Consider the following 12,505-nt stretch of genomic DNA (forward strand, 5'->3'; position numbering starts at 1 on the left):
GGGAGGGGGCTTGCCCCCGACAGCAATCGATCAGGCAACCCGATAACCAGGCCGAACAATCTTCATGCTCAACGCACAGGTCAGAACAAACGGCACGACCATCGCGATGACCATCCCGATCACAAACATCGCGATGGATTGCGGCACGATCGAGATAAATCCAGGCAAGCCACCCACGCCGATGGCCGACGCCTGGACCTTGTTCAGCGACAGGAAAATACTGCCCAGCGCCGAGCCCACCAGGGCCGCATAAAACGGAAACTTGAAGCGCAGGTTCACCCCGAACATCGCCGGCTCCGTGATGCCGAAGTACGCGGAAATCGCCGAGGTCGAGGCCATGCTTTTGTCCCGCGCATTGCGGGTCATGTAGAACACCGCAAGCGCAGCGCTGCCCTGGGCCAGGTTGGACATCACGATCATCGGCCAGATAAAGGTGCCGCCCTGGGTCGAGATCAGTTGCAGGTCCACGGCCAGGAACATGTGGTGCATGCCGGTGATTACCAGCGGTGCATACAACAGCCCGAAAATCGCCCCGCCGAGCATCGGCGCCAGGTCAAACAGGGTGACCACGCCTTCGGTGATCAGGATGCCGAGGTGACGTGTCACCGGGCCGATGATCGCCAGCGCCAGCACGCCGGTGACGACGATGGTGGTGATCGGCACCACCAACAATTGAATGGCATTCGGCACACGGGCGCGCAGCCATTTCTCGATCACGCTCATCACGTAGGCGGCCATCAGGATCGGCAGGATCTGCCCCTGGTAGCCGACCTTTTCAATTTTGAACCAGCCGAAAATATCGAAGTACGGCAGGCTTTGACCGTCGAGCCCCGCCACGGCCTTGCCGTAGTTCCAGGCATTGAGCAGGTCCGGGTGTACCAGCATCAGGCCGAGCACGATGCCGAGGATTTCACTGCCGCCAAACCGCTTGGCCGCCGACCAGCCCACCAACGCCGGCAGGAACACGAACGAGGTGTTGGCCATCAGGTTGATCAGGCTCCACAGGCCATCCAGGTTCGGATAGGCCTCCAGCAGCGTCTTGCCCTCGATGAACATGCCCTTGGCGCCCATCAGGTTGTTGATGCCCATCAACAGGCCGGCAATGATCAGCGCGGGCAGGATCGGCATGAACACATCGGAGAACACCCGCACCAGACGCTGCATGGGGTTGGTCTTGTCGCCGCCGGCTTTCTTCACGTCGGCAATGGTCGAGGCGGCGAGGCCGGTCTGTTCGCGCAGGGCGGCGTAGACTTTTTCCACCTCACCGGGGCCGATCACTACCTGGAACAGACCACCGGTGAAAAACGAGCCTTTGACCAGATCGACCTGGTTCAACGCGCTGTTATTGACCAGGCTGGGGTCCTTGAGCGCCAGGCGCAGGCGGGTGACGCAGTGGGCGGCTTGCTCAAGGTTGTCGCGCCCGCCGAGGTTCTCAAGAATCTCGCGGGCGATCGTCGAATAGTCGTGGCTCATGCTTGGTTTCCACTTTGATTTTTTTATTTGAGGGCAGTCATTGGCAGCACGCCGATGCCAAACGTACTCGTCTGTACGAGTTAAAGCAACAACTCGTCTGTACGAGTTTGGAAAATATCGTTTTTGGGTTTACCAAGGGTCAATGGACAAACCCCACCGCTGCCACTAAGGTTCCTGCCTTGAACGCACAGTTCACTTACAAACAGTCGGGCACAGAGCCATCCCCATGAGCAAATACAACCAGATCTACACGGATCTGCTTGCCAGCATCACCACCGAACGCCTGCAACGCGGTACGCGCCTTCCTTCCGAAACCGAATTGATGGACAGCTACCAGGCCAGCCGTGGCACCGTGCGTCGCGCCATCGAGCAGTTGCAGGAACGCGGTTTTGCGCAAAAAATCCACGGCAAGGGCACGTTCGTGCTGTCCCCCAACCCGATTGAATTTCAACTGGGCGGCATCGTCAGCTTCCACGAAACCCACGCCGACCTGGGCGATGACGTACACACCGACGTAGTCGAATTTACCCAGTTCCCGCTGGAAGGCCCCCTGCAGCAACACATCGAAGCCGAACCCGGCAGCCTGATCACGCGGATCAAACGGGTACGGCGCATTGGCGGCAAACGGGTGATTCTCGACATCAACCACTTTGTCGCCGACCTGATCCCCGGTCTCGACCAAGCGATTGCCGAGCAGTCGATCTACGCATTTATCGAGCAAACGCTGCAGTTGCAGATCAGCTACGCGCAACGCACCATCGAAGCCCTGCCGCGCAGCAAGGACGACCAGGCACACCTCGACCTCGACGGCCAAAGCCATGTGATCGTGGTGAGCAACCAGACGTTTTTGCAGGATGGAAGGCAGTTCGAGTACACCGAGTCGCGGCATACGTTGGATAAGTTTTACTTTTCGGATATTGCGCGGCGGTGAGTGCGAGCTTCCGGCATTGGAATTACGGCAGACATGGAGGATATCGTTGCCAGGGCTCCGTGGATAACTCCCTTGTTTCATGGCCCGAAAATTTATTCACTTCGGCATCTACCGCTCCTTATTTTCCTGGAGAAGCAGCTTGTTACCTTTGAGATCCGAAGCGAGCTGACAAACAGATTCGACCCAACCTAGAATGCCCATGTGGCTATGGAACACCTTCCTTCTAACCTCCTATGACCTAGGGGTTCCGCTCTCCACACCGCGCCTGCTTCTTGCAGGCGTTTTTACATCAGCAGAACAATCCTGCATCTCGTCCACGACGGCGGCCAGGGAGAAAATCAAGCATGAATCAGGAGCTGTTCCTGCGTCGCCGTAGCAAAGTTCACGTCCCGACGGGCACTGGCGGTGCCACGCGCGCCCAGGTCGCGTCGGCTGTCCGGGAGGTCGCGGCGTTCCGATGCGTGTTATCAGAGCCTCTGATTGAGCAAATCGGCACGTTGTCAGCGACAGAACTCAAGCACTGGCTGGTCGACATTATTGGAGTTCTCCGGCGCAGAACGGGCGCTCATGTACACCATCAGCCGTTTTATCCTGACTTTCCAGAGCAGGTTCTGAAGGCCTCAGAGGCAGAGTTGTACCTTAACGCTGTCATGCACTACCTGACGCTTTGGCGTTTACCACCTGCTGAACACTCTCGACCTGCATTGCTGGAAGGCAACCTCATATCCCGCGTTATCGAACCGGGGAGCGTCTCTGAGTTCGAGTCACTGCTCGCGCCGCTGGTTTCAGCGCGCACCTCGCTCTCCGAAGACGACGCTGCGGATGTCGCCTGGTTTATCCGCGAGTACAAAAGCGATGTGTTCCGTCTGCTGCCTGAGGTCGTCCCGTTCCGCGAGATCCGTGCACAGATTGGCGGCGCACTGGTCCTGCATGTCGCCGGCGATGCACGGGTGGACGCGTTCCTTGAGCGAAACGTCAAAACGGCGACTGACGTGCTACGACTCGCTGTCGCACTGAGTGGCGCAGACGTGTCACTGGCGAACGCTTCGACCCGTTTCACCGCGATGAAGCGATCAATACGCCGCCTGCTGTTGCGCCTGCTCGACCAAATACCCAATGCTGTAGAAGATGTGATGCGCCATGCCGAGCGATGGAAACGCCTGGCGGAGGTACTGCACCCGGGCGACTACTCCGATAAATACCCACAAGCGCTAGCGGCCATCACAGCAGCACGTCGCAACGAAGCGCCAGCTTCATTTGGGTCACGTGTCGAGACACTGTTTGCCCAGCGGCACATAGCCGCGCTTACGCCCATACTGCAGAGCCGTCCTGGCGAATTCGCACGGCGGCTGGATGCGACCCTGCGACGTGCGGCGGAACCCGAGTCGGTTCTCGACGCGTTCGAGGCGGTTGCGGCCCAAGTGTCTTCAGCTGTCCTGCTGCAGTTGCTGGCCCTACTGCGTGCGCCGCGCCCCCTGCCCCTGCGGGCCTTCATCCCGAAAGGCGCACTTGCCAAAATCTATGGCATCAAGGATCGACGCGAACCGCTCGCTTGCGATGTAGTGGCGCGTGCAGCCAGAATCTGCGAGGACGCTCTCGTCACGCGCTTTGCGTCGCTACCGCCACTGGGCCGCTGCTTCATTGATCCAGCACTACGCGAATACAAGGTGCCGCTCGCGCAACGTGCCTCATCGAAGTCACTACGTACGCTGGTGCGGGGCAGTCGGTTGCCTATGCCAGAGACACGCTTCATCCGCCTGTTCCTGTGGTGGAAAAACGGTGGCGGACGCACAGACATCGACTTGTCCGCAGCGTTTTTCGACGCCAACTTCGTGTTCAAAGAAACGGTCGCTTACTACAACCTTAAGGGTTACGGCGGCTACCACAGCGGCGACATCGTCGACGCTCCCAAAGGGGCTTCGGAGTTCATCGACCTTGACCTTGATGTGCTCGTCAAGAAAGGTATCCGCTATGTCGTCACGTCTATCAACTCATACACCGAACAACCTTATTGCGATCTTCCAGAATGCTTCGCGGGCTGGATGGCCCGCGCCGATGTGGCGTCAGGTGAAGTATTCGAGCCGCGCTCCGTAGTCGACCGTATCGATATCACATCCGACACAGCGATCTGTCTGCCATTCGTGATGGATGTGCAGGAACGACGCATGATCTGGGCCGATTTGGGGCTCACTTCATCGGCGCGGTGGAACAACGTCCAGAACAACCTGAGTGGGGTATCGTTGATGCTGCGAGCTTTGGTACATACTCCTAGGCCAGATTTGGAGACCCTGTTCGATTTACATGCTCGCGCACGGGGAGAACGCGTGACTTCACCGCAGCAGGCACAGGCGGTGTTTGCGCCTGATCAAGGGGTAACACCGTTCGATACGGATTTGATTCGATCAGGGTTTCTTTGATATCAGCCTTTGGCGCTCATTGAACATGGCAGTTCTTTCTTCCTTCAATGGCGATGCCTCCATTGCCCAGGTCGCATATGACGAGCAGATACTCTCCCCGTTGCCGAACACTGACCGGCTTCTATAAAGCCTCGATAGTGATGGTCAGCGCGCTTCTAATCGCCTGCCAGTCGCCGCGCGAGGCACTGCAACAACTGGCTGACGAACACGGCCGGCAATTGGAGGTCCTGCCGGGGCATGCCTTCCCCCTCCTCATACTTGCGCCACGCATTGCAGAAAGGACGACGCGTCTGCGTGTCTACCTGGAGGGCGATGGCCATGCGTGGGCGACGGCCACTCAACCCAGCCTGGATCCGAGCCCGCACCATCTGTTAGTGCCCCGGCTGGCGGTCAGTGATCCAACACCAAATGCCTACCTGGCACGCCCCTGCCAGTTCCTGATGACCGCAGCCTGCCAACCAGCACTCTGGACCCATCGACGATTTTCCCAGCAAGTGGTCATCCGCCTCAGCCAGGGGCTGGACGAATTGAAACGGCGATACGGCAATTGCGAATTCGAACTGGTGGGGTATTCAGGTGGCGCCGCTCTCGCCTTATTGTTAGCGGCGCAGCGCAGTGATGTTACCCAGGTGCAAACCCTTGCCGGCAATCTCAGTCCTCGCCTGTGGGCGACGATGAAAGGGCTGTCGCCACTCGACGGTTCACTGGACCCGCTGGACTATCGTGATCGACTCGTCTTAATACCCCAGCGTCATCTGATCGGGGAAGAGGACCAGATTATTCCAGCTGGCTTAGCTGCCAGCTACCAACAGGCGCTGGGCTCGCCCCTCTCCCAAAGCGTGCATGTAGCCGGAGCAAGCCATGACAGGGGGTGGGAAGCGGCATGGAGCCGGTGGGTTAAAACGCCGCTGGCGCATAGGCCTCCTGAAATCAACGGCGCGCCGGTCCGTTCAAAAACACCCGGATGCCCTCCCTCCTAGAAAAAAGAGGTATTCCACACAACTTTTTTTGATGGCTTGCGAACATCTGTGGTGAGCGGGCTTGTCCCGCTGGGCGTGAAGCGGCCCTAAACCAAGCGACCTGGATTTATCTGATACTCGGCGGAGTCCCTAAATGAGGGCGGCTTCACCAAGCGCGACCGCAACACCACCCCTAAGTTCCGATTATTGCCGGGTAATCCAATAAGGACTCAAAAAATAGCTGGAGCGTCGCATTTTTTGGCTTCTTTTTCGTCATTGGTCATTTTTATGATGAATTTCCCTACAAGCATCGTGTAAATTTCGGCGCGCTTGAATCAGCATTTCACTGACAAGCTGGCAGGGAAGCCAAAAAAAGACGCTGACGCGTAGGTAGTTCCCTGTCAGCTTTCTACCTTGTAAGGATACTGCCTTGAACATTTCCCACCTGCGCCGCTCGTTGTTGGCCCTGTCCGTCGCAACTGCCACTACCGCCGTACATGCCGCCCCCGCACCCGACTTCAATTACGACCTGAGCACAGGGGCATACAGCAGCTCCGGCGATGTTTTCAATAACGCCACCTTCACCGGGACGTCGCAAAACGCAGGTGTAATGCTGACCAACGTGAACCTGGCGGGCAACCTGGTCAACCAAGGCAAAATCAATGTGACGGCCGCGACCCCCACCGAATTCCCGTCCGGTATCGCCATGACCCTCAATTCCAACGTCGCTGGCGACCTGGTAAATAATGGCGACATTACGGTGAGCGGCAATGCCGTCGTCGGGCTGGATGTATATCTGGCGACCATCGCGGGTGAAGTAAACAACAATGGCAACATCACTGTGACCGGCGAACAAGCCGAAGGCATGCTGATCACCTCGACCCAAGCGCGCATCAATAACTCGGGCACTATCACCGCGCGCGGCATCGACTCTATGGGTATCGACATCGAGAAAGCCCGCTTTACCGGTCAAATCGCAGGCGCTCCCGCCAAGAGCGATATCAACAACAGCGGGACTATCTCCGCCGAAGGCATCGGTATCCGCTTTCGCAGTCTCGACACATCCGGCGGTTCCAACAGCCTCTCCATCATGCAAACAGGCGGCCTGATCGAAGGCGGCACGGCAGCCATTTCAGTGGACGACGACAATGCCTCATCTTCGTATTTCTACTGGGAAGGTGGTCAGGTCAAAGGTGACGTGCTGGGCTTGAGCGGCGTACTGGTGCGTGGAGACGCGATGTTCGATGGCTCGACCATCCGCGCGGGGTACGTCGATATCGGCGATGGCCGCCTGACGCTGCTCCGCCCGCAGACGACGATTGCGGGCGACCTCGACCTGGACAGCGCCACTGCGCGCCTGCGCCTGTTGCTGGACAACAACACACTGCCCAATGCGCCGATCCTGAAAGTCACCGGCAATACCTACTTCTCTGCAGGCAGCCAAATCGAACTGCAGGCTCGCTCCGACGACTTCCGCACGCCGGCCCAGGGCACCCGCTACACCCTTATCAACTCCGGCACTTGGGAAGACCCGCAGAACCTGTCCGTGGTGTCCTCCTCGGCGCTGCTTGAGGTGAGGAACTTCGGCATTGACGGTCAGGACGTCAAAGCACTGGTTGCCACCCGCAGTGATGAGGTGATCACGCAAGACTTGCTGGGCGCCCGTGGTTCGCGCAACGCGGTGAACGCCATCAAGCCGTTCAAAAACACGGTCCTGGGCCAGATGGACGAAAGCGACCCGGTGTTCCAGCGTTTCGCCAACGCCGCCACCAGCGAAGAGCTGGCCAAACTGGCCGAAAGCTTGGCCCCGGACGTCAGTCGTGGGGCGATCAACGCCGCGACCAACAGCCAGAACCTGGTCGCAGGCGCCATCAACCGCCGGGCCAGTAAAGCGCGTAGCGGTCTGTCATCCGGTGATGTCCTGGCAGAACAAGGCGTATGGCTGCAAGCGCTGTCCAGCGATGCCAACCAAGACAGCCGCCACGGTATCGATGGATACGACGCCAACACCAATGGCATCGCCGTGGGTGCCGACGGCAAGCTCAACACCGAGACAACCGTGGGCCTGGCCTACAGCTACCTGACCAGCGACGTCAAATCCGACCTGGGCAACAAGACCGACGTCAGCGGCCATGCACTGACCTTGTACGGCAACTGGGCCCGCGACAATTTCTTTGTCGACACCTCGCTGATGTACGGCTGGAACGACAACGAGTCCAAACGCTACATCGCCGGTACTCGCGCCAAGGCCAACTACGACAGTGAGATCTTCGGCATCAACGCACTGGCAGGCTACACGTTCCAGCTCGACAAGCAGTGGCTGCTGGAACCACAGATCGGTGCGCGCTATGCCAACGTATCGATTGATTCGTACCGTGAAAAAGGCAGCTCGGCGGCCCTCAACGTCGGCAAGCAGCGCTATGAAACCGGCGAAATGGGCCTGGGCGCCCGTCTGGCGGCCGCTTTTGACGTAGGCGCGGGCAGCCTGGAACCCGAAGCCAAGTTGATGGCCTGGCACGATTTCATCGGTGACAAGGCCAACACTACCTCCACCTTCGTACTCGGCGGTACACCGTTTACCACCACAGGCGCGACACCCGCGCGCGACAGTTACGAGCTGGGACTGGGCGCGAACTACCGCGTGGGCGCGTGGACCGTGGGCGGGATGTACAACTACCTGACCAGCAGTGGTTTCGACGCGGACACCTTTACTGCGAACGTGCGTTACGATTTCTGATACGTCTTCGCCAAAAACAACAAAACCCGCCAAGGCGGGTTTTGTTGTTTGAGGCTGATGGTAAAGCGATCTCTTACCTATAAAACAGGTTGTTGAAGATCATTCCCACTCAATCGTCGCCGGCGGCTTGCTCGACACGTCATAAGTAACGCGCGAGATGCCTTCGATCTCATTGATGATGCGACCGGAAACGGTCTCAAGCAGTTCGTACGGCAGATGCGCCCAGCGCGCCGTCATGAAGTCGATAGTCTCTACGGCACGCAGGGCCACGACCCAGGCGTAACGACGGCCATCGCCTACAACGCCGACGGATTTCACCGGCTGGAACACTACGAAGGCCTGGCTGACTTTGTGGTACCAGTCGGCCTTGCGCAGTTCTTCGATGAAGATGTGGTCGGCGCGACGCAACAGGTCGGCGTATTCCTTCTTCACTTCACCGAGGATGCGCACGCCCAGGCCCGGGCCTGGGAATGGGTGGCGGTAGACCATGTCGTACGGCAGGCCCAGTTCCAGGCCCAGACGGCGGACTTCGTCCTTGAACAGTTCGCGCAGCGGTTCTACCAACTTGAGGTTCATTTCCTCAGGCAGGCCACCCACGTTGTGGTGGGACTTGATCACGTGTGCCTTGCCGCTCTTGGCGCCGGCCGACTCAATCACGTCGGGGTAGATGGTGCCCTGGGCCAGGTACTTGATGTTGTCCAGGTGTTTGGCCTGGGCATCGAAGACGTCGATAAAGGTACGACCGATGATCTTGCGCTTCTTCTCTGGGTCGGACTCGCCGGCCAGGTTGTTGAGGAACTGGTCCTCGGCGTTGGCGCGGATCACCTTGACGCCCATGTTCTCGGCGAACATGGCCATCACTTGCTCACCTTCGTGCAGGCGCAGCAGGCCGTTGTCGACGAAGACGCAGGTCAGTTGGTCGCCGATGGCTTTGTGCAGCAGCGCGGCAACCACGGAGGAGTCAACGCCGCCGGACAGGCCGAGCAGCACGTTGTCGGTGCCGACCTGGGCACGCACGTTGGCGATGGCGTCTTCAGCGATTTTCGACGGGGTCCACAGGGCTTCACACTCGCAGATGTCGAGGATGAAGCGCGACAGGATGCGGCCGCCTTGCTTGGTGTGGGTCACTTCCGGGTGGAACTGCACGCCGTAGTAGCGACGCTCATCGCTGAACATGCCAGCAATCGGGCAGCTCGGGGTGCTGGCCAGGATGTGGAAGTCTTCCGGCATCTTGGTGACTTTGTCACCGTGGCTCATCCACACGTCGAGGCCGAACAGGCCGTCGGCGTCGACGTGGTCTTCGATGCCGTCCAGCAGGCGGCTCTTGCCGACCACGTCTACACGGGCATAACCGAATTCACGCAGTTCGGAACCTTCAACCTTGCCGCCCAGCTGCTCGGCCATGGTCTGCATGCCGTAGCAGATACCGAAGACGGGCACGCCCAGGTCGAATACGGCTTGCGGGCAGCGCGGGCTGTTGGCTTCATGCACGGACTCGGGGCCACCGGCGAGGATGACGCCTTTCGGTGCGAATTCGCGAATCGCTTCGTCGTCCATGTCGAACGGATGCAGTTCGCAGTACACGCCGATTTCGCGCACGCGGCGGGCGATCAGTTGGGTGTACTGGGAACCGAAGTCGAGGATCAGGATGCGGTGGGCGTGAATGTCGAGGGCCATGAGATCAGTCTCGTCTAATGAATCAGAAACAACTCGGGGCTGAAAAAGACAGCCCCGGTTACTTAACTATTTGCAGGAAGCATCAACCTACGCGGTAGTTTGGCGCTTCTTTGGTGATCTGTACGTCGTGGACGTGGGACTCGGCCATACCGGCACCGGTGATCCGCACGAACTCAGGCTTGGTACGCATTTCTTCGATGTCGGCACTGCCGGTGTAGCCCATCGAGGAACGCAGGCCGCCCATCAGTTGATGGATGATGGCGCTCAGTGTGCCTTTGTACGGCACACGGCCTTCGATACCTTCCGGTACGAGCTTCTCGGCGCCTGCCGAGGAGTCCTGGAAGTAACGGTCGGACGAGCCTTGAGCCTGGGACATGGCGCCCAGCGAACCCATGCCACGGTAAGCCTTGTACGAACGCCCCTGGAACAGTTCGATCTCGCCTGGCGCCTCTTCGGTACCGGCGAACATCGAGCCCATCATCACGCAGGAAGCACCGGCTACGATGGCCTTGGACAGGTCACCGGAGAAACGGATGCCGCCGTCGGCGATCAACGGTACGCCGGTGCCTTCAAGGGCTGCGGCGACGTTGGCGATGGCGCTGATTTGCGGCACGCCCACACCGGCGACGATACGCGTGGTGCAGATCGAGCCTGGGCCGATACCGACCTTGACGGCATCCGCGCCGGCTTCGGCCAGGGCCTTGGCCGCTGCGCCGGTGGCGATGTTGCCGCCGATCACCTGGACTTCAGGGAAGTTCTGCTTGACCCAACGTACGCGGTCGATCACGCCTTTGGAGTGACCGTGGGCGGTGTCGACCACCACCACGTCCACACCGGCAGCAACCAGGGCGGCAACGCGATCGCCGGTGTCTTTACCGGTACCGACCGCAGCACCTACGCGCAGACGACCTTGGTCATCCTTGCTGGCCAGCGGGTAAGCCTTGGCTTTTTCGATGTCGTTGACGGTCATCATGCCTTTGAGGGCGAATTTGTCGTCGACGATCAGCACGCGCTCGATGCGGTGCTTGTGCAGCAGTTCGCGTACGTCGTTCTTGTCGGCGCCTTCCTTGACAGTGACGAGGCGCTCTTTAGGCGTCATCACTTCGCGGACGGTGACTTCAAGACGGTTTTCGAAACGCACGTCACGGGAAGTGACGATGCCGACCAGGTCGCCATCGTGCAGCACGGGAACACCGGAGATGTTGTGCAGACGAGTGAGGTCGAACAGGTCACGCACGGTGGCGTCGGCTTCGATGGTGATTGGATCTTTCACCACACCGGCTTCGTAACGCTTGACCTTGCGCACTTCGGCAGCTTGCTGCTCGATGGTCATGTTCTTGTGGATGATCCCGATACCGCCTTCCTGCGCCATGGCAATGGCCAGGCGGGCTTCGGTAACGGTGTCCATCGCAGCGGAAACCAGGGGAATATTCAGCTCGATGCCACGGGTTAGGCGGGTCTTGAGACTGACTTCGTTAGGAAGCACCTCGGAATAACCGGGCACTAGGAGAATGTCGTCGAATGTCAGAGCTTCTTGGCTGATACGCAGCATCGCGGGGGCTCCCGAGCGGGAAAATGGAAGCGCGCCATTATATACATGCACCCTGTCGGGCTCAATGTAAAACTCTGACAAACTTGGTAATACTGATAGATGGATTAAAGCTCGACCTTGACCCAACTGATCTTCTGGTCCAGCCAATCGGCAAATTCGTCGATAAAGCTTTGCTTGAACCCCGCCTCCGCCCAGTTGTTGAAGATGAATCCCAGGTTGGAAAACCCGCACGCCTGCAGGAACAGAAACCCGTTGATGTCATCTTCATGCCCACACAGCGGGCAGGTGAAGTTGTCGGTATGGCCGGGCATCCAGTCCTCCAGGCTTTCGAACAGCGCTTCGCCGACTTCCTTGCGGCATTCCGGGCAGCCGGCTTCTTCGAGAAAGCCCTTGGCCGGGGTGTAGATGCAGCGTTTGTAGATGATCTCCAGGCCATTGACCGGCTCGTTGAACGGCAGCGCCTCGGGGTGCAGCACCACGGCGCGGGCGCCGTCGGCCAGGGCGTAGGCCATGCGGTTACCGGTGCGGCCACAGGTAGTGAGTTCTTCCTTGATGATGTTCTTGCGCACCAGCCAGCGCACGATGGCCCGGGCGCGGGGTTCGTGGACGGGCAAGGTGGAGATTTTGGGGACAAGGATGCTTTGGGAATTCATGAAAGGCCTGCGGTGTGGCTGCTGACGCCATCGCGGGCAAGTCCCCTCCCACATTTTGAATTGTGAACACCTTCAAATGTGGGAGGGGACTTGCCCGCGATGAGGC

General features: G+C 59.2%; 8 protein-coding genes. 4 read left to right on the plus strand and 4 right to left on the minus strand.

What is annotated here, in order from left to right; genetic code table 11:
- Nucleotides 1–30 precede the first annotated feature (30 nt).
- The gene (gene treP / locus AB3G88_RS22890; RefSeq protein ID WP_158877189.1) at nucleotides 31–1,473 is read right to left on the minus strand and encodes a PTS system trehalose-specific EIIBC component; all 1,443 of its coding nucleotides are present in this window, start codon (nucleotides 1,471–1,473) and stop codon (nucleotides 31–33) included.
- A gap of 226 nt (nucleotides 1,474–1,699) precedes the next feature.
- Here treP and treR point away from each other — a divergent pair, with 226 nt between their 5' ends.
- The 4 genes from treR (at nucleotide 1,700) to AB3G88_RS22910 (ending at nucleotide 8,517) form a co-directional block, all read left to right on the plus strand.
- The gene (gene treR, locus AB3G88_RS22895; protein ID WP_099585597.1) at nucleotides 1,700–2,404 is read left to right on the plus strand and encodes a trehalose operon repressor; all 705 of its coding nucleotides are present in this window, start codon (nucleotides 1,700–1,702) and stop codon (nucleotides 2,402–2,404) included.
- 344 nt (nucleotides 2,405–2,748) lie between these two features.
- Complete coding sequence (locus tag AB3G88_RS22900; protein ID WP_480451782.1) at nucleotides 2,749–4,821, plus strand: TerD family protein; 2,073 nt, start codon at nucleotides 2,749–2,751, stop codon at nucleotides 4,819–4,821.
- Nucleotides 4,822–4,898: 77 nt separating this feature from the next.
- On the plus strand, nucleotides 4,899–5,801 hold the full coding sequence (locus AB3G88_RS22905; protein ID WP_480451784.1) for an alpha/beta hydrolase: 903 nt from the start codon (nucleotides 4,899–4,901) through the stop codon (nucleotides 5,799–5,801).
- 409 nt (nucleotides 5,802–6,210) lie between these two features.
- Nucleotides 6,211–8,517, plus strand: coding sequence for an autotransporter family protein (locus AB3G88_RS22910; RefSeq protein ID WP_480451786.1), 2,307 nt, complete (start codon nucleotides 6,211–6,213; stop codon nucleotides 8,515–8,517).
- Between the two features lie 99 nt (nucleotides 8,518–8,616).
- Here the strand turns inward: AB3G88_RS22910 and guaA are convergent, their stop codons facing one another.
- The 3 genes from guaA to AB3G88_RS22925 form a co-directional block, all read right to left on the minus strand.
- Nucleotides 8,617–10,194 (minus strand): glutamine-hydrolyzing GMP synthase, encoded by a 1,578-nt coding sequence (gene guaA, locus AB3G88_RS22915; RefSeq protein ID WP_112196667.1) that lies wholly within the window; start codon nucleotides 10,192–10,194, stop codon nucleotides 8,617–8,619.
- An 82-nt stretch (nucleotides 10,195–10,276) separates the two neighbouring features.
- Entirely contained in the window at nucleotides 10,277–11,746 is a 1,470-nt protein-coding gene (gene guaB / locus AB3G88_RS22920; protein WP_017478674.1) for an IMP dehydrogenase, read from the minus strand.
- A gap of 104 nt (nucleotides 11,747–11,850) precedes the next feature.
- The gene (locus AB3G88_RS22925) at nucleotides 11,851–12,399 is read right to left on the minus strand and encodes a sugar ABC transporter ATPase (RefSeq protein WP_099585601.1); all 549 of its coding nucleotides are present in this window, start codon (nucleotides 12,397–12,399) and stop codon (nucleotides 11,851–11,853) included.
- Between the last annotated feature and the right edge of the window lie 106 nt (nucleotides 12,400–12,505).

It is taken from the genome of Pseudomonas arvensis, from assembly GCF_056688935.1.